At 70.0% G+C, this 20,075-nt stretch carries 17 protein-coding genes; 11 read left to right on the top strand and 6 right to left on the bottom strand.

The genetic code is table 11. The features are described from left to right. The first annotated feature begins 190 nt into the window (after window positions 1-190). The 5 genes from ACFQRJ_RS08910 (at window position 191) to ACFQRJ_RS08890 (ending at window position 6,244) form a co-directional block, all read left to right on the top strand. The gene (locus ACFQRJ_RS08910; RefSeq protein ID WP_377018659.1) at window positions 191-1,369 is read left to right on the top strand and encodes a Gfo/Idh/MocA family protein; all 1,179 of its coding nucleotides are present in this window, start codon (window positions 191-193) and stop codon (window positions 1,367-1,369) included. A 72-nt stretch (window positions 1,370-1,441) separates the two neighbouring features. Next, a complete protein-coding gene (locus ACFQRJ_RS08905) occupies window positions 1,442-2,533 on the top strand; it encodes a Gfo/Idh/MocA family protein (protein ID WP_377018658.1) in 1,092 nt (363 codons plus the stop codon). Between the two features lie 542 nt (window positions 2,534-3,075). Next, entirely contained in the window at window positions 3,076-4,392 is a 1,317-nt protein-coding gene (locus ACFQRJ_RS08900; RefSeq protein WP_377018657.1) for an extracellular solute-binding protein, read from the top strand. Beyond that, on the top strand, window positions 4,389-5,405 hold the full coding sequence (locus ACFQRJ_RS08895; RefSeq protein WP_377018656.1) for a carbohydrate ABC transporter permease: 1,017 nt from the start codon (window positions 4,389-4,391) through the stop codon (window positions 5,403-5,405). The genes ACFQRJ_RS08900 and ACFQRJ_RS08895 overlap by 4 nt, the downstream gene beginning before the upstream one ends. Next, window positions 5,405-6,244: a carbohydrate ABC transporter permease gene (locus ACFQRJ_RS08890; protein ID WP_377018655.1), complete on the top strand. Its 840-nt coding sequence runs from the start codon at window positions 5,405-5,407 to the stop codon at window positions 6,242-6,244. The genes ACFQRJ_RS08895 and ACFQRJ_RS08890 overlap by 1 nt, the downstream gene beginning before the upstream one ends. Window positions 6,245-6,432: 188 nt before the next feature. On the opposite strand, the gene yicI is transcribed toward ACFQRJ_RS08890, so the two are convergent. The 5 genes from yicI to ACFQRJ_RS08865 all read right to left on the bottom strand — a co-directional run bounded on the left by yicI (window position 6,433) and on the right by ACFQRJ_RS08865 (window position 12,950). Continuing rightward, on the bottom strand, window positions 6,433-8,478 hold the full coding sequence (gene yicI / locus ACFQRJ_RS08885; RefSeq protein WP_377018653.1) for an alpha-xylosidase: 2,046 nt from the start codon (window positions 8,476-8,478) through the stop codon (window positions 6,433-6,435). A gap of 88 nt (window positions 8,479-8,566) precedes the next feature. Further along, window positions 8,567-9,502: a carbohydrate ABC transporter permease gene (locus tag ACFQRJ_RS08880; protein ID WP_377018652.1), complete on the bottom strand. Its 936-nt coding sequence runs from the start codon at window positions 9,500-9,502 to the stop codon at window positions 8,567-8,569. 1 nt (window position 9,503) lies between these two features. Further along, on the bottom strand, window positions 9,504-10,463 hold the full coding sequence (locus ACFQRJ_RS08875; RefSeq protein ID WP_377018650.1) for a carbohydrate ABC transporter permease: 960 nt from the start codon (window positions 10,461-10,463) through the stop codon (window positions 9,504-9,506). 69 nt (window positions 10,464-10,532) lie between these two features. After that, entirely contained in the window at window positions 10,533-11,837 is a 1,305-nt protein-coding gene (locus ACFQRJ_RS08870) for an ABC transporter substrate-binding protein (protein WP_377018649.1), read from the bottom strand. A 30-nt stretch (window positions 11,838-11,867) separates the two neighbouring features. Next, window positions 11,868-12,950, bottom strand: coding sequence for a LacI family DNA-binding transcriptional regulator (locus ACFQRJ_RS08865; protein WP_377018648.1), 1,083 nt, complete (start codon window positions 12,948-12,950; stop codon window positions 11,868-11,870). A 296-nt stretch (window positions 12,951-13,246) separates the two neighbouring features. Between ACFQRJ_RS08865 and ACFQRJ_RS08860 the strand changes: the two genes are divergently transcribed. The 4 genes from ACFQRJ_RS08860 (at window position 13,247) to ACFQRJ_RS08845 (ending at window position 17,577) form a co-directional block, all read left to right on the top strand. Next, entirely contained in the window at window positions 13,247-14,779 is a 1,533-nt protein-coding gene (locus ACFQRJ_RS08860) for a mannitol dehydrogenase family protein (protein WP_377018647.1), read from the top strand. Continuing rightward, window positions 14,776-15,795, top strand: a complete 1,020-nt coding sequence (locus ACFQRJ_RS08855) for an L-idonate 5-dehydrogenase (protein ID WP_377018646.1) — start codon at window positions 14,776-14,778, stop codon at window positions 15,793-15,795. Before ACFQRJ_RS08860 ends, ACFQRJ_RS08855 begins: the two co-directional genes overlap by 4 nt. Window positions 15,796-15,895: 100 nt before the next feature. Further along, window positions 15,896-16,549 (top strand): bifunctional 4-hydroxy-2-oxoglutarate aldolase/2-dehydro-3-deoxy-phosphogluconate aldolase, encoded by a 654-nt coding sequence (locus ACFQRJ_RS08850; RefSeq protein ID WP_377018644.1) that lies wholly within the window; start codon window positions 15,896-15,898, stop codon window positions 16,547-16,549. Beyond that, entirely contained in the window at window positions 16,546-17,577 is a 1,032-nt protein-coding gene (locus ACFQRJ_RS08845; protein WP_377018643.1) for a sugar kinase, read from the top strand. The genes ACFQRJ_RS08850 and ACFQRJ_RS08845 overlap by 4 nt, the downstream gene beginning before the upstream one ends. 85 nt (window positions 17,578-17,662) lie before the next feature. Here ACFQRJ_RS08845 and ACFQRJ_RS08840 read toward each other — a convergent pair whose 3' ends face one another. Continuing rightward, window positions 17,663-17,863 carry a hypothetical protein gene (locus tag ACFQRJ_RS08840; RefSeq protein ID WP_377018642.1) on the bottom strand — a complete coding sequence of 67 codons (201 nt, stop codon included), beginning with the start codon at window positions 17,861-17,863 and terminating at the stop codon, window positions 17,663-17,665. A 207-nt stretch (window positions 17,864-18,070) separates the two neighbouring features. Here ACFQRJ_RS08840 and ACFQRJ_RS08835 point away from each other — a divergent pair, with 207 nt between their 5' ends. Both ACFQRJ_RS08835 and ACFQRJ_RS08830 read left to right on the top strand, forming a co-directional pair. After that, complete coding sequence (locus ACFQRJ_RS08835; protein ID WP_377018641.1) at window positions 18,071-18,511, top strand: MarR family winged helix-turn-helix transcriptional regulator; 441 nt, start codon at window positions 18,071-18,073, stop codon at window positions 18,509-18,511. A 173-nt stretch (window positions 18,512-18,684) separates the two neighbouring features. Beyond that, the gene (locus ACFQRJ_RS08830; protein ID WP_377018640.1) at window positions 18,685-20,049 is read left to right on the top strand and encodes an MFS transporter; all 1,365 of its coding nucleotides are present in this window, start codon (window positions 18,685-18,687) and stop codon (window positions 20,047-20,049) included. Window positions 20,050-20,075 lie beyond the last annotated feature (26 nt).

Raw genomic sequence — 20,075 nt, 5'->3', positions numbered from 1 at the left:
ACCGGAGCCAGGTGCGGCGCTGCAATGGCGCGACCCGCCCGATGCCGCAGCACGGCGCTGCTGGCAGGGCACGTCGTACAAGCCCGGCCCAGACTCCGAGCCACCTCTCACCCTCACTGACCCCCACCAATCGCCCACTCTCCATCGCTCACCGTTCGCCCGCCCCACCGCCGGAAAGGCTCTCCGCCTCATGCTCAACGTCGCTGTCATCGGTACCGGCAACATCTCCGACGCCCATCTCGGTGCCTACCTGGAGGCGTCCGACGAGGTGCGCATCGTCGCCCTGGCCGACCTGACGCTCGAGCGGGCCGACGCCAAGCGTGAGGCGTTCGGCCTGACGGAGGCCCGCTCGTACGCGGACACCGACGCGATGTTCGAGGCCGAGGATCTCGACCTGGTCAGCGTCACCACGCCCCCGTCGGCCCACCGCCCGGTCGCGGTCAAGGCGCTGGAGGCCGGCATCAACGTGATCGTCGAGAAGCCGATGGCCCCCTCGCTCGAGGACTGCGACGCCATGATCGAGGCGCAGCGCTCCAGCGGGAAGATCCTCTCGGTGATCGCGCAGAACCGATTCCGCGACGAGATGATGGGGCTCAAGGCCGTCCTGGACTCGGGCAAGCTCGGATCGATCTCCCACACCCGCATCGCCTCGGAATGGTGGCGCGGGCTGTCCTACTACGACCTGTGGTGGCGCGGCACCTGGGCCTCCGAGGGCGGCGGCTGCACACTGAACCACGCCATCCACCACATCGACATCGCTCTGTGGCTGCTGGGCCGGCCGCAGGCGGTCGCGGCGATGATGACCAACGCTCAGCACCACAACGCCGAGGTCGAGGATCTCGGGGTGGCGATCCTGCAGTACGAGCGCGGCCTGGCGGAGCTGACCAGCTCCGTCGTCCACCACGGCCAGCAGCAGGAGATCGTGATCCAGGGCGAGCACGCCCGCGTCTCCCAGCCCTGGGCCGTGGTCGCCGAGACCCCTCAGCCCAACGGGTTCCCGACCCCCGAGGGCAACAGCTCGCTGGTCGCCGACCTCGAATCCTTCAACGCGGCACTGCCGAAACTGGAGCACACCGGCCACGCCGGCCAACTGCGCGACGTTATCGCCGCGATCAGGGAGGGCCGGGACCCGCTGATCACCGGCGAGGACGGCCGACGGGCCCTGGAACTGGTCACGGCGATCTACGCGGCGGCCATCGAGCGCCGCACCATCGACCTGCCGATCCCGGCCGATGACCCCTACTACCGCGCCGGCACCCTGGAGGCCAGGGCACCGCACTTCTTCGAGAAGACCGCCTCGGTCGCCTCCCAGGACGGCGGCATCACCGTCGGCGGGACGGACCCGGCCGGTGCCGCGGCGGCGTCCTGAGCCTGCCCGCGCCCCTCCCATCCGACTCCCCGTCCCAGACCACCCAGACCGTTCGTCGAAAGGACCCCTCCCATGGCCGCCTCCGAAGGAGCCGACTACGCCCCCGCCGAGATGCCCAGCCCGGTCGTCGAGCCCGGCGAGTTCGTCTTCGCCGCGATGCACCTCGACCACGGCCACATCGGCGGCATGACCCAGGGCCTGCTCGGGGCCGGGGGCACCCTGAAGTGGGTCTACGATCCCCAGCCCGAGCGCGCCCAGGCGTTCCAGGAGAAGTTCCCGCAGGTGAGAATCGCCGAGAGCGAGGAAGAGGTCCTCGCCGACGAGGAGGTCCACCTGGTCGCGGCCGCCGCGGTCACCTCCGACCGCGCGGCCCTGGGCATCCGCGTGATGGAGGCGGGGAAGGACTACTTCACCGACAAGGCCCCGCTGACCACGCTCGACCAGCTCGCGAAGGCGCGCGAGGCCACCCAGCGCACCGGGAAGAAGTACGCGGTCTACTACTCCGAGCGGATCCACGTCGAGGCCGCCGTGCTCGCCGGCCAGTACATCGAGCGTGGCGCCATCGGCGACGTCATCCAGGTGATGGGCATGGGCCCGCACCGTCTCGGTGACCCCGCCTCCCGGCCCGACTGGTTCTTCGAGCGCGCCCGCTACGGCGGCATCCTCACCGACATCGGCAGCCACAACTTCGAGCAGATGCTCACCTTCACCGGCTCCGACGACGCCGAGATCCTCTCCAGCTCGATCGGCAACTTCGGCCACCCCGACCACCCCGAGCTCGACGACTTCGGCGACGCCCACATCGCCCTGTCCAGCGGCGCCTCCGGGTACGTGCGCGTGGACTGGTTCACGCCCGACGGGCTGCGCACCTGGGGCGACGGCCGGACGTTCATCCTGGGCACCGAGGGCTACATCGAGCTGCGCAAGTACCTCGACGTCACCACCGACAACGGTGGCGGCCAGGTCATCCTCGTCGACGGCAAGGGCGAGCACCGCATCGAGGCCAACGGCCAGGTGGGCTTCCCCTACTTCGGCGAGCTCATCCTCGACGTGCTCAACCGTACGGACAACGCCATGACCCAGGACCACGCCTTCAAGGCGGTCGAACTCGCCGTGAAGGCCCAGAACCAGGCGCGGGTGCTGGCCTCGGCACCCACCGCCTGAGCCTGCCCTGCTCCCCGAGAGCCCGGTGACCTCGTGGTCGCCGGGCTCTCGTCTGTCCCCGGGCGGGGCGCGCGGGGCCTGCGAGCGGAGGGGGCGATGGCACGAACCTGTAGCTGTGTGGCATCTGCCCTGCTCTGAGAGGGGTCTCGGTCCGCTCAGCTACACCTTCGTGCCACACCCCGCTCGACACGCCCTCACGATGGCGGAGACGCTGCACACCGGCCGGGCGCTGTATGCCGCGCGGGGCGCTGCACACCGGCCGGACGCTGCACGCCGGCCGGGCGCTGCATGCCCCGGAAGACGCCCCTCCACACGCTCCCTTCCACGCACTCGCGCCAGGCCACGATGAGGAGCCGACCAGCGCCCTTCCGACTCCGCATGTGCTGGTCCGGGCAGTTCTTGTCGCGGGGAGAGTTTCGAACGGGCATCGGACCATGACCTGGGCTTGACCACTCTGGATCGCGCGGGCTACCTTGACACTGCACTCGCACTTTCCGAAAGCTTTCGGCACTGTTGCCGGACCTGCGAACTGGAGTACAGCAATGAAGCCTGTCACCCGCCGCGCGACTCTCGCCGGCCTCGGGATCTCCGTCCCTGCCCTCGCCACCCTCAGCGCCTGCGGCGGCGGCGCCCAGCCCTCGGGAGGGGCCGGCTCCCCGTCGAGCCTGTCCGTCTGGGCCCTCACAGGCGCCAAGCAGGACACCTACCAGGCCTCCTTCGACGCCTGGAACGAAGCGAACCCCGACAACGAGTTCGCCGTGCAGTTCTTCGCCAACGATGCCTACAAGGAGAAGATCCGCACCGCGATCGGCTCCGGCAACGCCCCCACCCTGGTGTTCAACTGGGCCGGCGGCACCCTGGCCGATTACGTCGACAACGAGTCCGTCGTCGACCTCACCGGCAAGGTGGACGACGTGCTGGGCCGCACCATCCCCTCGATCGCCGATGTCGGCAAGATCGAGGACAAGCAGTACGGAGTGCCCAACAACGACACCCAGCCGGTGATCCTGTACTACAACACCGAACTGTTCGAGCAGCACGGCGTCACCCCGCCCACCACGTGGGACGAGCTGATGTCCGCCATCGACACCTTCTCCGCCGCCGGCGTCACCCCGCTGTCCCTGGCCGGGCAGAGCGTGTGGCCGGAGCTGATGTACATCCAGTACCTCACCGACCGCATCGGCGGCGAGGGCGCCTTCCAGAAGGTGCTGGAAGGCGAACCGGAGGCCTGGTCCGAGCCGGCCATCACCTCCGCCCTGGAGTCCATCGTCGAGCTGGTCGACGCCGGCGCCTTCGGCTCCGGCTTCGGGTCGGTCACGGCCGATGCGGGTGCCGATGCCGCGCTCGTGCACACCGGGCAGGCCGCGATGCTGCTCCAGGGCAGCTGGGTGTACGGCACCTTCAAGCAGGACGCCCCCGAGTTCGTCGCCGACGGCAAGCTGGGCTTCCTCAACTTCCCCGAGGTCGAGGGCGGCGAGGGCGACCCGGCCAACGTGGTCGGCAACCCCGCCAACTACTGGTCCGTCTCGGCCGACGCCGACGAGGAGACCCAGGAGCTCGCGATCCAGTACCTCAACGAGTACAACCTCAACGACGACATGGTCGATGACTTCCTGTCCATCGGCGCCATCCCCGCCGTGGCCGGGCTGGAGGAGAAGCTCAAGGGTCTGGACGACGAGGACTTCCTGACCTTCGCCTACGACATGGTCCTGAACGCTCCCCACTTCCAGCTGTCCTGGGACCAGGCGCTGCCCCCGGCCCCGGCCCAGGAGCTGCTGACCAACCTCTCCCAGATCTTCCTGGGGGAGATCGAGCCCGCGGACTTCGTCGCCAACATGAACGCGACCATCGACTCATGACCTCGGCGCAGTCCCCCACGCATCCGTCCGCCGCCGGCGCGGCCGGTGTGGACCCGTCCCGGGAGGACGCTGCAGGCTCCCGGGACGGATCCCGTGGCGGTATCGACAGCCCCCGCGGAACCGGCGACCGGGCCCGCACGGGCTACCGGACCGGCCCCAGCAACTGGCTGCTGCTGCCGGCGCTGAGCTTCTTCGGCATCTTCGCGCTGCTGCCGCTGGCGGGCGTGGTCGTGCTGTCCTTCTTCGCGTGGGACGGGCTGGGCACGCCGCAGTTCGCCGGCCTCAGCGCCTGGTTCACCGTCTTCCAGGACCCGGTCACGCTGAACGCCATGAAGCTGACGTTCCTGCTGACGGCGCTGAGCTACGTGGTGCAGTTCCCGCTGAGCCTGCTGCTGGGCACGTTCATGGCCGGTCATCAGCGGTACCGCGAGGCCTTCTCCGTGCTGTACTTCCTGCCGCTGCTGTTCTCCGCCGCGGCCATCGGGATCACCTTCGGGGCGCTGCTGGACCCGAACTTCGGGCTCTCCCGCGCCTTCGGTCTCGACTGGCTCGGCCAGGACTGGCTGGGCTCGCCCAACCTGGCGTTCTACACGGTGATCATGGTGATCTCGTGGTCCTTCGTCCCGTTCCACTCCCTGCTCTACCAGGCGGGTGTGCGGCAGATCCCCGCCTCCATGTACGAGGCGGCGACGCTGGACGGGGCCGGCCGGGTGCGACAGTTCTTCAACGTCACCCTGCCGCAGCTGAAGTACACCATCGTCACCAGCTCCACCCTGATGCTGGTGGGGTCGCTGACCTACTTCGATCTGGTGTTCATCCTGACCCAGGGCGGCCCCGGCAATGCCACCCGGATCCTGCCGCTGGATATGTACCTGACCGGTTTCCGGTCCTATCAGATGGGCCCCGCCAGCGTGATCGCCGTGATCCTCGTGGTGGTGGGCCTGCTGCTGTCGCTCACCCTGAACCGGATCTCGGGAGCCGACCGCATGGAAAGCCAGATGGAGGGCGCCTGATGAGCATCTCGACCACGAGCGGTCACCGCTCCCCCAACGTCATCGGCGGCGTCCTCGCCTTCCTGTGGCTGCTGGTCATCCTGGTCCCGATCTACTACATCGTGGTCACCAGCGTGCGGCCGCAGTCGGACTACTACTCGTCCAACCCGCTGTCGCTGCCGCTGAACTTCACGTTCGAGCCGTATCGGTACGTGCTGGAGAACGACTTCCTGCGCTACTTCGCGAACTCGGTGTTCGTCACGGCGCTCACCGTGGTCGCCGTGGTGGTGTCCTCGCTGCTGGCCAGCTACGTGATCGTGCGCAGCCGCACCCGGCTGGCCCGGTTCAGCCAGCGCCTGTTCCTGCTGGGCATCGCCATCCCCCTGCAGGCCACGATCATCCCGATCTACTACCTGATCGTGGAGCTGGGCCTCTACGACACCCTGTGGGCGCTGATCCTGCCCTCGATCGCCTTCGCCATCCCGATCACCGTGCTGATCCTGACGAACTTCCTGCGGGACGTCCCCAAGGAGCTGTACGAGTCCATGACGGTCGACGGGGCGAGCGACTGGCAGATGTTCCGCTCGCTGGTGATCCCGCTGGCGAGGCCCGCGATCGTCACCGTCGGCATCTACGACGCGCTGCAGGTGTGGAACGGGTTCCTCTTCCCCCTGGTGCTCACCCAGAGCTCGGAGCAGCGCGTGCTGCCCCTGTCGCTGTGGGCCTACCAGGGCGAGTTCACCCAGAACATCCCGGCCGTGCTGGCCGCCGTGATCCTCTCCGCGCTGCCGATCCTGGCGCTGTACATCGTCGGCCGCCGACAGCTGATCAGCGGCCTGACCGCGGGCTTCAGCAAGTAGCACCCCTATCCGGCGCCAGCCGTCGGAGACGACGAGCCGGCCGCTGCATCCGATCGTGGATGCGGCGGCCGGCTCGTCATGGCTGCCGCGGAACCCGCGGGCTTCCCCATCGCTGCCCCGGCCCCCGCCACGGCCGACGGTCGTGGCGGGGCCCGGGATGGCCGGCCTGGGCTCGACCGGCCGGGGACTCAGCCGTCGATGGCGGCGATGTCGAGCCCCAGATCTTCTCCGTCGCGGACGTACAGCGGCAGCGTCATGACGCCGTGCCTCTGGCGCAGCCAGCGCCCTCCGGTCTCGACGGTGCCGTCGAACACGGAGGTCCAGCGCCCCTCGGGGAGGTAGAACTCCACCTCGCCCTGCGGGTCGAACACCGGCGCCACCAGCAGGGAATCGCCCAGCATGTACTGGGTGTCGATGGCGTGGCAGGTGCGGTCCTCGGGGAACTCGAGCACCATCGGGCGCAGCAGCGGGGTGCCGTGCTCGTGCGCCTGCCGCGCCATGTCCTGGAGGTACGGCACCAGCTGCTGCTTGAGCACGGTGAAACGGCGCGCCACGGCCACGGCCTCGTCGTCGAACGCCCACGGCACCCGGTACGAGCTGGAGCCGTGCAGGCGCGAGTGGGACGAGAGCAGGCCGAAGGCCAGCCAGCGCTTGAACACCAGCGGGTCCGGGTTGCCCTCGAAGCCTCCGATGTCGTGGCTCCAGTACCCGAAGCCGGAGAGCGCCAGCGACAGCCCGCCGCGCAGGGTCTCGCCCATCGAGGGCAGCGAGGAGTCGTTGTCCCCGCCCCAGTGGACCGGGTACTGCTGGCCGCCGGCCGTCGCGGAGCGGGCGAACAGCACGGCGTCACCCTCCCCGCGCCGCTGAACGAGCAGGTCGAACACGGTGCGGTTGAACAGGTGCGTGTAGTAGTTGTGCATCTTCTCCGGATCGGCCCCGTCGTGCCAGGAGATGTCCCGCACCGGGATGCGTTCACCGAAGTCGGTCTTGAAGCAGTCCACGCCCATGTCCAGCAGGGCCTCGAGCTTGCCGCGGTACCAGCGCACGGCCTCGGGGTTGGTGAAGTCCACCAGCGCCATCCCCGCCTGCCACAGGTCGGTCTGCCACACGTCGCCGGAGGTGGTGCGCACGAGGTAGCCGTGCTCCATGCCCTCGTCGAACAGATAGGACTTCTGGGCGATATAGGGATTGATCCACACGCAGACCTTCAGCCCGCGCTCGTGCAGGCGCCGGATCATGCCCTCGGGATCCGGGAACGTGGCCGGATCCCAGATGAAGTCGCTCCAGGTGAAGCCGCGCATCCAGAAGCAGTCGAAGTGGAAGACGGACAGCGGGATCCCGCGCTGCTCCATGCCGTCGATGAAGGACATGACGGTGGCTTCGTCGTAGTCGGTGGTGAACGACGTCGACAGCCACAGTCCGTACGACCATTCCGGCACCAGCGGCGGCCGGCCCGTCAGGCCGGTGTAGCGGCGCAGCACGTCCTTCGGCGTGGGGCCGTCGATCAGCAGGTAGGTCAGGGACTGACCCTCGACGGAGAACTGCACGCGGGTGGTCATCTCCGAGCCGACCTCGAAGGACACCCCGCCGGTGTCCTCGACGAACACGCCGTACCCCCGCGAGCTGAGGTACAGCGGCACGTTCTTGTACGCCTGCTCCGAGGTGGTCCCGCCGTCCTCGTTCCAGATGTCGACGCTCTGGCCGTTCTTCACGAAGGCGCCGAAGCGTTCACCGAGCCCGTAGATGCTCTCCCCCGGTCGGAGCGTGAGCTGCTCGTGCATGTACCGCTTCCCGTCGGGCGCGATGACGTGCGCGATCGACCGTTCCAGGGAGCTGGTCAGCTCGCGTCCGGCCGAGACGAAGTCCGCCTTCCACTCATCCCCCCGGGCGATCCGCAGCTCGAGGTCGCCGGCGGCGAGCGAGACGGCCCCGTCGGCGCCCTCGGTGATCACGCCGCGGTACTGCGCATCCGCGGCGATCTCGAAGCGCGGCTCGGGAATGCGCACCCCGCGATGATTCTGGACGCGCACCCGGATCACGCCGTCGGCGACGGCCTGGTAGGTGACGGTCAGCTGCGGGTTGTTCAGGGTGTCCCCGCGGGTGTGCACGGGCCGGACCGGGGCGTAGGCGCGCACCTCTGACTGCTCGGCATCGACCTGGAGGTCGTGGACCTGCCGTCCGCGCTGGACGGTGAAGCCTTCGCGGTCGAGCCAGTATCCGTTGGTGAAGCGCATGGTCAGCGTTCCTTTCGCGGGGTCGGGGAAGAGTCCTGCGGCGCCACGTCCTGTGGCGTCACGTCCTGTGGCGTCACGTCCTGTGATGTCACTTCACGGCCCCGGCCGTGACACCACGGGTCAGGGTGCGCTGGAAGATCAGGAAGAAGATGAAGGTGGGCAGCAGCGAGAGCAGGGCTCCCGCGTTCAGCGTCGGCACGTCGAGCATGCGGTCGCCCTGCAGCGACGACAGCGCGATGGGCACCGTCTGGTTGTCGTTGCTGGTGAGCATGACCAGCGGGATGAAGAACTCGTTCCACGTCCAGATGAAGAAGAAGATCATCAGCACGGCCATGGTCGGGCGCACCACCGGGTACACGATCCGCCACAGGATCTGCCAGCGAGTGGCACCGTCCAGCTGCGCCGCCTCCAGCAGCGCGGGCGGGAAGGTGCCGAGCACGGAGGCGAGCAGGTAGGTCCCGAACGCCGACTGGACGACGGTGAAGATGATGACGATCGACCAGGGGTTGTCCGTCAGCCCGACCATGCGTGCCATGTCGAACAGCGGGTAGATCAGCACTTCCTGCGGCAGCATGTTGGCCATCAGGAAGAGGCCGACGAGCCACAGGCGCCCCGTGACCTTCCCGACGCCGAGCGCATAGGCGTTCAGCAGGGACAGCAGCACGGCGAAGACGGAGACCAGGGCGGAGGTCCACAGCGAGTTCCACAGCTTGACCGGGAAGTTCACCCGCTCCCAGAACGCGGTGAGCCCGTCGAGGTAGAGGCCGCGGGGCAGGGACAGGGGCCCGCCGGCGGAGTAGTCCGCCGGGGACTTGAAGGCGTTCAGCAGCATCAGCAGGAACGGGGCCACCATGAACACGGCCATCGCGAGGGCGAGGGCCAGCACCACCCAGCGGGCCCACCCGCGGTGGTGGCGGTCCCGTCGACGACGCGGCGACGGGGTCGCCGGGCCGGTCGGGGCTCCGGCGCCCTCGGGCGCAGCGGCCCCGGGGGCGGGGGCGGAAGCAGTCATGTCTGCGGCCATGTCAGCGGCCCTCCTGGTCTTTGCGGGCACTGCGGTTCTGCAGCACCTGGATGCCACCGGCGATGACGACGATGATCAGGGTCAGCACGGTCGCGACCGCCGCCCCGTATCCGACCCGCGAGGTGTCGAAGAAGTTCAGGTACGAGTAGTACGAGGGCACGAGAGTGGAGCTCTCCGGGCCGCCGCGCGTGAGCACGTAGATCGGCGCGAAGACCTTCAGCGCTGCGATCGTGCAGGTCAGCACGATCACGAAGGTCTCCGGGGAGATCTGTGGGACGGTGATGGCGCGGAACCTGGCGAACCAGCCCGCTCCGTCGAGCTCGGCCGCCTCGTACAGCTCGGGCTCGACGCGCTGCAGGGCGGACATGAAGATCACGGTGGGGTAGCCGATCTGGATCCAGATCAGCACCAGCATCACCGAGGGCAGCGCGAGCGAGGGGTCGCCGAGCCAGTTGGGTGGGTCGGCGATGCCCAGCCCTTCGAGCATCGTGTTCACGGCGCCCGTCTGGCTGTTGAGGATCCAGTTCCACACGATGCCGGCGACCGAGATCGGCAGGATCTGGGGCATGTAGTACGTGGCGCGCAGGAACGCGGCGGTCTGGCTGTTCCAGTGCTTGGCGACGTAGTCGAACAGCATGGCGGCCAGCAGCAGCCCGATGAGGGTCGGCACCACGACCATGGCCGCGATCATCGAGATCGAGTTGCGGAAGGAGAGCCAGAAGGCCTCGTCGGCCAGCAGCGCGGTGTAGTTCTCCAGCCCGTTCCAGCGCTTGGGCGCGAGCCCGCCCTTCCAGCTGTGCAGGCTGTACCAGATGTTCAGCACGAAGGGGACGAGGATGACGACGAGGAAGGAGATCAGGCCGGGCAGCATGTAGGGCCAGTACCCGGCCCGGCTGTTCCTGCTCCGCCTGCGCCGCGGGGCCGGCGTCACCGCGGTCGGCGCGGCATCGGTCGTGGTCATGTGCTCTCCTCAGAGGGGTGGGGCGGACCGCTCGCGGCGGCCCGCCCCGGGGTGGTCCAGCTGGTGCTCTTACTCGCCGGTGAGGTCGGCGCGCCCGGTGGAGTAGCTCTCGCCGAGCTCTGCCATGGCGTCCGCAGGGGACTTCGAGCCGTTGATCAACGACTGCATCGCACTGACGACCTGGTCGTAGAAGCCGGCCACCGGCCAGTCCGGGTAGAAGGCAAGACCGTCGGCGTCGATGACCTCGGTGAAGTTCTCGGTCATCTCCTTGGTCTTCTCGTCCTCGATCGTGGAGGTGTCCCCGGCGACGGGCAGGCCGCCCTTCTGGCCGAGCAGGTCCTGGACCTCCTGGGTCATGGTGATCTCCATGAACTCGTAGGCCAGGTCCTTGTTGGCGGCATTGGTGGGCACGACCCAGAGGTTGCCGGAGGAGCCGATGGTCAGGTCCGTGCCGGGGAAGAGGAACTGCCCCCAGTCGTCGGACATCTCTGCCACCAGGCGCCCGAACCACCAGGAGCCGGAGAACATGATCGGGTAGGTGCCCGAGATGAAGGCGGTGCCCATGTCCTCGGCGGTCAGCCCGGCGGAGTCCGCGGAGATGTAGCCCTTCTCGACCCAGTCGGCGAAACGCTGGGCGCCGGCCATGATCGGATCCCCGGCGAAATCGACCTCGCCGTCGAACAGCTGATAGGCGTCCACGAAGCTGCGGTCACCGTGGGCGAGCACCAGCTGGTACCACAGCTGCCCGGCCGGGTACTCGGCGCCCGCTTCGGCGAGGGGGACGGTGCCCTGGTCGACGAAGGTCTGCAGGACCTCCTCGAACTCCTCGAGCGTGGTGGGGACGGAGACGCCGGCTTCGTCGAACATCCGCTTGTTGTAGAAGACGTAGACGTACTCGCCGTAGTTGGGCAGGCCGAACCAGTCGCCCGAGCCCATCAGCCCGGACTCGTCGTACCGCGAGGTGGCCTGCAGGCTCTCGGAGAGCTTGTCCCCCCAGCCGTTCTCGTCGGCGACCTCGGTCAGCGGCTCGAGCAGCCCCTGCGAGGCGAGCTGGCCGGCGGTGGAGTTGCCCTTGTTGTACTCCATCAGGTCCGGGACGTCGTTGCCGGTCAGCACGATCTTGGCGTTCTTCTGGAGCTGCTCGAAGGTCTGCTTCTCGACGGTGACGGTGACCTCGGGGTGCTTCTCCTCGAAGATCTCCTGCGCCCGGGCCCAGGCCTGGCCCATGGCGGAGTCCTCGTTCTCGTAATGCCAGATGACCAGGGACGTGCCGTCACCGGACCCGCCGCCGGAGCCGCACGCACTGAGCGTGGGGACGGCGGCGGCCCCGAGCGTCGTGGCCGCGGCGAGGGTGGTGAAATCTCTGCGCTTCATGGTTCCTACTTCCTTGTGAGGGACGGGCTGTCAGCTGCTGTCCGACGGACGCCGCGGATCGCGGGACCCGGTGCCGGGGATCGGAATGCTGGTGGGATCGCGGCGATCGCTGACGGAGTCGCCGTGGTATCGGGTGCAGGTCACGAGGACCTGGCTGGGGGCGGATTCCGGGTCGTCCAGCCGCGCGAGCAGACCGTCGACCGCCCGGCGGCCCATCTCCTCGCCGGGACCCTGCCAGCCGGCGAGCGTCGGCGTGGTCATCGATCCGGTGCGGCGGCTGGAGACGACGGTGACCACGGAGAGGTCGCGGGGCAGCTCGACGCCCATGAGCGCGAGCTCGTTGACGAGCCCGACGACGGCGAGGTCGTTCAGGGCGATCACGGCATCGGGGCGGTCCTCCCCGCTGAACAGGTCTCTCGCCAGGGCGCGACCGGCCTGGGGAGAGGCCTCGACCGTGTACTCCCGGTGGCGGATGCCGCGCTCGCCGGCGATCCGGGCGAAGGATTCGTGGGAGCGCACCGCGGGGGCGTAGCCGTCGGCCTCGAGGGCGCTCGAGCGGCCCAGCAGCGCCACGTCGCGGTGGCCGAGCTCGATCAGCTCGTCCAGGGCCTCGCGGACCGTGGCCTCGAAGTCGATGTCGACGTAGGGCAGGCGAGAGGTGTCGCCGGTACGGCCGATGGACAGGAAGGGCACGTCGGCTTCCGACAGGGCATCGATCCTGCGGTCCTCGATACCGACCTCGACCAGCAGGACGCCGTCGGCGTGCCCCTGGCCGACGAGGTCGATGAGCTCCTCGGGAGCGCGGTCGACATCGATCGGCCACACCGAGAGCAGGTATCCCAGTTCGGACGCCCGATCGTAGGCACCGCGGACGATCTCGAAGACGGTCTCGCCGGCGGTGAAGTCGAGCTCGGGCAGGTGCAGGGCGAGGATCCGGGTGCGCCGGCTGGCCAGGCTGCGAGCGATCGCGTTCGGCCGGTAGCCGAGCTCGGTCATGGCCTGCTCGATGCGTTCCTTGGTCGCCGGGGACACGGGCCGGTCCCCCGAGAGCATGTAGGACACGGTGCTCAGGGCGACGCCGGCATGGCGTGCGACCTCGCTCATCGTGGCCATCCCGCGTCCTCCTCGTCGTGGGTCGCGCTGTGCGGCGACTGCTGTGTCAACGCATCGAAGCGCTTCGTCGAAGCGTTTCGTCGAAGCGCTTCGACCGCTTAGTCTGCAACTCTTACTTAAGGACTGTCAAGATCGGCCTCGGCGCCTCCCCGTCGGCACGACCGACGCCTCGACCTCTTGATATGCTGATCGAAACATCCGTTCCGCGTTGTGGAACGCTTTGCGCCGGGCAGTCCCCCGGGTCGTGTTCCGGCGTCACGCAGACAGCGTGACCACGCACCAACCAGGAGGCTCCCGTGTCCACCTCCGGGGACGTCCCTCGTCTCGACAGGGCCCGCTCCGGCGGACTGCCCCGCCTCGGGGCCGCCGCCCCGTCGGACCCCTCCCGCGCCGGCATCATCCACCTGGGCCTCGGCGCCTTCCACCGCGCCCACGCGGCTGTGCACACTGCGCGAGCGCTCGCGGCCGAGGAGGGCGACTGGGGCATCATCGGTTTCGCCAACCGCTCCCGCTCCGTCGTCGACGCGATGAGCAGGCAGGACGGCCTCTACAGCGTCCTCGAGCTCTCCGAGAGCGGCACCCGGGCCGACGTCGTCGACGTCCACCGCGGCGTCGGGGTGATGGCCGAGGATCCGCAGGCCGTGATCCGGGAGGTCGCCGACGCCCATCGCCGGATCCTCACCCTGACCGTCTCCGAGGGCGGCTACTACGTCTCCCCGCGCACCGGTCACCTCGACGTCGACGCCGAGCCGCTGCGGGCGGACCTCGCCGACCCCTCCGCGCCCCGCACCGTGATCGGACTGCTCGCCCGCGGCCTCACCGTTCGCGCCCGCAGCGGCGAACCGTTCACCGTGCTGCCCTGCGACAACGTCTCCGCCGCCGGGCAGACCGCGCGCCGGATGGTCACCGAGTTCCTCGAGCACTCGGGGGCCGAGGACGACGTGCTGACCTACGTGCGCGACCAGGTCGCCTTCCCCGACGCCATGGTGGACCGCATCGTGCCCGCCACCACGCCCGAGACGTCCGACCAGGTCGCCGAGCTGCTGGGCGTCCGGGACGCCGCACCGGTGCGGGCCGAGCAGTTCTCCATGTGGGTGATCGAGGACGACTTCCCCGCCGGCCGGCCCGCCTGGGAGCGCGGCGGCGCCATCATGTCCGACGAGGTCGAGAAGTACGAGCAGGTCAAGCTGCGCATCCTCAACGGGCCGCACTCGCTGATCGCGTACCTCGGCGCTCTGGACGATCGTGGCACGATTCCCGAGGCCTTCGAGCAGGACTGGATCGCCGAGGCCACCCTTGCCCTCATCGAGCGCGAGAACGTGCCCACGATCGACCTCCCCGCAGGTTTCGAGGTCGACGAATACATCGCTGACCTGCAGCACCGCTGGCGCAACCACGACCTGGGCCACCGCACCCGCCAAGTGGGGTCCGACGGGTCGATGCGCCTGCCGCAGCGTGTCCCGGTCCCGGCCCTGTTCCACCTCGAGCGCGGCGACATGCCGGCCCTGCTGGCCCTGACGGTCGCGGCCTGGTTCGCGTGCGTGATCCCGCCGCGCGGCATCGAGCCCGGTGAGCAGGCCCGGGCGATGAGCGATCCTGCCCAGCAGCGACTGCAGGAGGTCGCAGCCTCGGCCGCGACCCCGGCGGAGCACGCCCGGGTGCTGCTGGAGAGCGGATGCCTCTCCGCGCAGCTGGCCGAGCATGAGGAGTTCGTCGAGACCGTCGGCCACCTGCTGACCACCATCGTCCGGTCGGGCCCGCGCGCCGCGGCCGGCGAGGCCCTGTCCGCGTCCCTGACGTCCGCCCCCTCGAAGGAGAACCGCCCGTGAAGGCCCTGACCATCCATGCCGCAGGCGACATCCGCTGGCAGGACGTCCCCGACGTCGAGCCGGGCGAGGGCGAGGTGCGCCTGCGGGTCGCCTACGTCGGCATCTGCGGCTCCGACCTGCACTACTACTTCCACGGCGCCAACGGTGCGTTCGTCATCCGCGAGCCGCTGATCCCGGGCCACGAGCTGTCGGCCGTCGTGGATCTGGACCCCACCGGTGAGTACGCGCCCGGCACTCCGGTGACCGTGCACCCGGCCCGGTACGGCACCAGCCAGCCGGGCCTGGAGGACCGCCCCCATCTGTGGCCGCACGGTGACTACCTCGGCAGCGCCAGCGTGTTCCCTCACCGCCAGGGCGCCGCCGCCGAGTACCTCGTCATCGATCGCGGGAACCTGCGTCCACTGCCGGAGAACCTGCCGCTGCGTCGGGCGACCCTGGCGGAGCCCTTCGCTGTCTCCCTCCACGCCGTCACCATCGCCGGTGACGTCACCGGGAAGAAGTGCCTGGTCCTGGGAGCAGGGCCGATCGGTCTGCTGGCCGTCTCCGCCCTGCTGCACCGCGGGGCCGACTCGGTCGATGTGACCGACGTGCGCCCCGAGCCGCTCGAGCGCGCGGCGGCCCTCGGAGCCTCGAGGACGATTCAGGTGACCGACGAGGCCCCGGCCGACGACACCTACGACGTCGTGCTCGAATGCTCCTCGGCGCCGGCCTCGCTGTCCTCCGGCGTGCGCGCCGTGCGACCGGCCGGGATCATCGTGCAGGTCGCGATCCTGCCGGACACCGAGATCCCGGTGAACCTCGCCCGCCTGGTCGCCAAGGAGGTCCAGCTGCGCGGGACCCAGCGCTTCGACACGGAGATCGACGAGGCCATCGAGCTGCTGGCCGCCGACGAACGGTTCGACGCGGTGATCACCCAGATGCTCCCGGGCTCCGAGGCCACCGAGGCGTTCGCGACCGCGAAGGACGCCTCCCGCTCGGCCAAGGTGCTGCTGGAGCTGTCACCACCGCAGCGATGAGGATCGAGGCCGCCGGGGCTCGAGCCGTGCGCACCGCAGCTGTGAGAATCGGGGTGCAGGTGCATCCCGTCGACCGCCATCCACGACAAGGGGACCTCTCATGACCACCACCGACCGCCCCACCCTTCCCGAGCGCACCGCGGCCGCGCGCCTGATCGTGGTGATCCGCGGCGAGCGTGCCGACCAGTACGCCCCGATCCTGGAGACCCTCGCCGGCGCCGGCATCCGCTCCGTCGAGCTGACCCTCTCCACCCCCGGCACCCTCGAGGAGCTGCCGGGCCTGGTGGAGCGCTTCGGCGACCAGCTGGACATCGCCGTCGGCACCGTCACCGACCCGGGCGACCTGCGCACGGCCGCCAAGCACGGCGCCCGTTACATCGTCACCCCGATCACCCGCCCCGACCTGCTCGAGGCCGCCGCCGAGGCAGGCATCGCGATCATTCCCGGCGGCCTCACCCCGAGCGAGCTGCACCAGGGCTGGGCCGCGGGCGCGGCGGCGGTCAAGGTGTTCCCCGCCAGCGTCGTCGGCCCCGGCTACGTCAAGGACCTGCGCGGCCCGTTCCCCGGCATCCGAGTGATCCCCTCCGGCGGCGTGGACCTGGATGCGGCCCGCCACTGGCTGCAGGCCGGAGCCGACGCCGTCAGCGTCGGCGGCCCGCTGCTAGGCGACGCCCTCAAGGGGGGCAGCCTCGATGCCCTGGCCGACCGCGCCGTGCAGTTCGTCGGCGCGACCACCCGGGAGGCCGGGGCGTGAGCAGTCCCGCCGGCCCGCCCGCGCCCGCCGTCCCCCAGCAGCCGGTGCCCGCGGGCTCCGCACCCTGGGTCGTGACCCTCGGCGAGACCATGGCGCTGATGCGCAGCGCCGCCGTCGGCTCCCTCGCCCACCTGTCCTCGGTGGACATCGCGCTCGGCGGCGCCGAGTCGAACCTCGCGATCGGCCTGCGTCGTCTCGGCGTCCCGTCGGCCTGGGTCAGCCGGGTGGGCGATGATCCGCTGGGCACGCGGGTGATCCGCGAGGTCCGTGGCGAGGGCGTGGAGGTGCACTGCGGGATCGATCCCGAGCGGCCGACGGGGCTGATGGTCAAGTCGCGCCCCAGCGCCACCACCACGCGCGTGGACTACTACCGGGCCGGCTCCGCCGCCTCCGCGATCAGGCCGGACGATCTCCCCGTCGGCCTCATCGAGCACGCCCGTCTGCTGCACCTCAGCGGCATCACGCCGTTGCTCTCGGAGAGCGCGCATGCCACCAATGCGGCCGCCGTCCAGCGGGCCGTCGCCGCCGGCGTGCCCGTCAGCCTCGACGTGAACTACCGCTCCCGCCTGGGCTCCCGCGAGCGCCTCGCGGAGCTGCTCGGGGACATGCTCGAGCACGTCGACATCCTTTTCGGCGGGCCGGAGGAGCTTTCGATCCTGGCGCCGGCTGTCGCCGAGGATGATCACCGCGGGCTGCTGCGGGCGCTGTCCGCCGGGTCCCGCCGCGAGGTCGTCATCAAGCTCGGCGCCGACGGGGCCGCGGCTCTCGCCGGGGGCGACGCCACGGAGATCGCTGAAGCACCTGGGCATGAGGTCGACGTGGTGGACACCGTCGGCGCCGGAGACGCGTTCGTCGCCGGCTACCTCAGCGCGCGCCTCGAGGGGCTCGATGTGCCCGCTCGCCTCACCCGGGCCAACGCCTGCGGAGCCCTCGCCTGCACGACCCCCGGCGACTGGGAAGGCTCCCCGCATCTTCGCGACCTCGACACGCTGCTCGCCGGGACTGGCGCCGACCCGGTCAGCCGCTGATCCGCTGAGCCGGGCCGTGCTGCCTCCTGCGCGTGGCACACCTCCCGCCGCGGGCACGAGCGACGCGGTACACGTACGGCCGACCTCAGCGGCCGACTTCGCGGAACTTCGGGCACTCTTCGACGATCCGTTCTTCCACGGCTGGGGCGGGCCGAGCCCCTTGCCGGATGCGGTGATCCGGGCGAAGTACCTCGGGGCGCGTCTGCCGGAGGTGCAGTGCTTCCTGGTCCTCCGCCACGGTGAAGCCGTCGGGCTCGCCCAGCTCCACGCCGCTGATGACAGGCACAGCGGCGGGATGGACCTGATCCTCCTGGCCCGGGTGCGCGGCGCAGGCATCGGCGCGCGGTCGTCTCGATCCTGGTGGAGCGAGCGCGAAGTGTGCACGGATGGTCGCGTCTGACAGTGGACCCCGAGGGGCCGCCTTGTCTCGTGCGTCTCCCGCCCGGGCCGAGGACGTTGCACTGGTTAGCATTGCTCACTATCGTGAGTGCCTGTGACGACTCCTCCCCCGCCCTCCGCTGAGCTCTCGCAGCATCTTGCGCTGGTCTGCAGCCAGTTCTCGCGGCTCGCCGCCCGACGGTCCGAGGTCGGGGTCGGCACGGTGTCCTGGCGCGTGGTCGCCACGATCGACCGGCACGGACCGCTGCGCCTCAGCGAGATCGCCGACCGTGAGCGGGTCTCCCGTCCCACGGCGACCACGGTCATCAAGCGTCTCGAGGAGGAGGGCCTCGTCCAGCGTGAGCTCGATCCCGACGACTCCCGCTCCTCGCTCGTCTCCATCACCGATCAGGGCTCGGCCCAGCTCGCGCAGTGGAGAACGCAGCTCGCGGACGGGGTCGGGACGCTTCTCGACCCCCTCCCCGCCGAGGACCTCGACGCGCTCGATCGGGCCGCGGAGATCCTCGCCCGCATCGTCGACACGCACGACGGGTAACCCGCACGACGGCATGGCCGTCGGCCCGTCGACCCGAGAGGTCGCACGGCTGCAGGCCGGCGTCCTCGTGCCCGCCCGGTGCCCCCGCCGGCGAACGCGTGCCCTGCGCCGACGACCACATCCCGAACCGCCCGCCCTTTCCCCATCCCATCCCGCTCGAAGGACTCTTCCGCATGGCTTCCCAGGCTCCCGAGTCGGCGTCGCGACACGCCGCCACCTCACCGTCGGCCCCTCAGACCGCTCCCGCTGACCGCCCGCCGTCGGCCTCGCAGACCGCGCCGGCCGGCAGCTCTGCCCCGACCCTGCGCGAGGCTTTCCGCCAGCCCAAGGCCGTGTGGGCGATCGCCTTCGCCGCGACCGTGTCCTTCATGGGCATCGGCCTGGTCGACCCGATCCTGCCTGCCATCAGCACCCAGCTCGAGGCCACGCCCTCGCAGGCGATGCTGCTGTTCACCAGCTACCTCTTCGTCACCGCGATCGCCATGTTCTTCACCAGCTGGTTCGCCTCGCGGGTGGGCGTCAAGCGCACCCTGCTGATCGGCCTGACCCTGGTGGTCATCTTCGCGGCGCTGGCCGCAGGGGCCGGATCCGTCGGCGAGATCATCGGGCTGCGGGCCGGCTGGGGCCTGGGCAATGCCCTGTTCATCTCGACCGCGCTGGCCGCGATCGTGGGTGCGACCGCCGGGCCCAGCGCCGGCGCGATCATCCTCTACGAGACGGCGCTCGGCATCGGCATGGCCGTCGGACCGCTGCTGGGCGGGCTGCTCGGCCATGTCTCCTGGCGCGCCCCCTTCGCGGGCACCGCCGTGCTCATGGCCGTCGGTTTCCTCGCGATCATGGTGCTGCTGCAGAAGGAGGCCAAGCCCGCACACGTCTCCCCGCTGGCCTCGCTGCGGGCGCTGGCCCACCCGGCGCTGCGCACCCTCGCCCTGACCGCGATCTTCTACAACTTCGCCTTCTTCACGCTGCTGGCCTACTCACCCTTCCCCCTGGAGGACGCAGCCGCCGCCCACGGACTCGAGTTCGGCGCCCTCGGCATCGGCGGCGTGTTCTTCGGGTGGGGCGTGGCACTGGCGATCACCTCGGTGTTCGTCGCCCCGATCCTGACTCGCAGGCTCGGGCTGATCCCCACCCTGCTGGGCACGCTCGGGCTGCTCACCGTGCTGATGCTGGTCCTCAGCGTCTTCCATGAGTCGATGGCCGGCCTGGTGGTGCTGATCGTGATCGGCGGCCTGCTGCTGGGCATCATGAACACCGCCCTGACCGAGACCGTCATGGAGGCCACCGACCTTCCGCGTGGAGTGGCCAGCTCCGCCTACTCCGGCGTGCGCTTCCTCGGCGGGGCGATCGCCCCGGCCGTCGCCGGCCCGCTCGCGGCCGCGACCGCAGCGGGTGCTCCGTATCTGCTGGCCGCTGCCAGCGTGGTGGCCAGCATGCTCATGCTGGTCATCGGCCGGCGCCACCTGGACTCGGTCGGCCAGCACCACCTCACCGGTGTCGAGGAGGCCGAGGCGATCACGGCCGGCGACGAGGCCTGAACCCGCCGAAGGGCCGCCGAACGCCA

This window comes from Brachybacterium sp. GCM10030252 (genome assembly GCF_042666535.1).
In the GTDB taxonomy this organism is placed as follows: Bacteria; Actinomycetota; Actinomycetes; order Actinomycetales; family Dermabacteraceae; genus Brachybacterium.
The sequence above is the reverse complement of the archived record's forward strand: the minus strand, read 5'-3'. Positions and strand labels throughout refer to the sequence as shown.

What these genes read in the sequence shown, in the direction of transcription:
- ACFQRJ_RS08910 (WP_377018659.1), top strand. Translation starts at nt 191, where the DNA reads ATGCTCAACGTCGCTGTCATCGGTACCGGCAACATCTCCGACGCCCAT.
- ACFQRJ_RS08905 (WP_377018658.1), top strand. Translation starts at nt 1,442, where the DNA reads ATGGCCGCCTCCGAAGGAGCCGACTACGCCCCCGCCGAGATGCCCAGC.
- ACFQRJ_RS08900 (WP_377018657.1), top strand. Translation starts at nt 3,076, where the DNA reads ATGAAGCCTGTCACCCGCCGCGCGACTCTCGCCGGCCTCGGGATCTCC.
- ACFQRJ_RS08895 (WP_377018656.1), top strand. Translation starts at nt 4,389, where the DNA reads ATGACCTCGGCGCAGTCCCCCACGCATCCGTCCGCCGCCGGCGCGGCC.
- ACFQRJ_RS08890 (WP_377018655.1), top strand. Translation starts at nt 5,405, where the DNA reads ATGAGCATCTCGACCACGAGCGGTCACCGCTCCCCCAACGTCATCGGC.
- yicI (WP_377018653.1), bottom strand. Translation starts at nt 8,478, where the DNA reads ATGCGCTTCACCAACGGATACTGGCTCGACCGCGAAGGCTTCACCGTC.
- ACFQRJ_RS08880 (WP_377018652.1), bottom strand. Translation starts at nt 9,502, where the DNA reads ATGGCCGCAGACATGACTGCTTCCGCCCCCGCCCCCGGGGCCGCTGCG.
- ACFQRJ_RS08875 (WP_377018650.1), bottom strand. Translation starts at nt 10,463, where the DNA reads ATGACCACGACCGATGCCGCGCCGACCGCGGTGACGCCGGCCCCGCGG.
- ACFQRJ_RS08870 (WP_377018649.1), bottom strand. Translation starts at nt 11,837, where the DNA reads ATGAAGCGCAGAGATTTCACCACCCTCGCCGCGGCCACGACGCTCGGG.
- ACFQRJ_RS08865 (WP_377018648.1), bottom strand. Translation starts at nt 12,950, where the DNA reads ATGGCCACGATGAGCGAGGTCGCACGCCATGCCGGCGTCGCCCTGAGC.
- ACFQRJ_RS08850 (WP_377018644.1), top strand. Translation starts at nt 15,896, where the DNA reads ATGACCACCACCGACCGCCCCACCCTTCCCGAGCGCACCGCGGCCGCG.
- ACFQRJ_RS08830 (WP_377018640.1), top strand. Translation starts at nt 18,685, where the DNA reads ATGGCTTCCCAGGCTCCCGAGTCGGCGTCGCGACACGCCGCCACCTCA.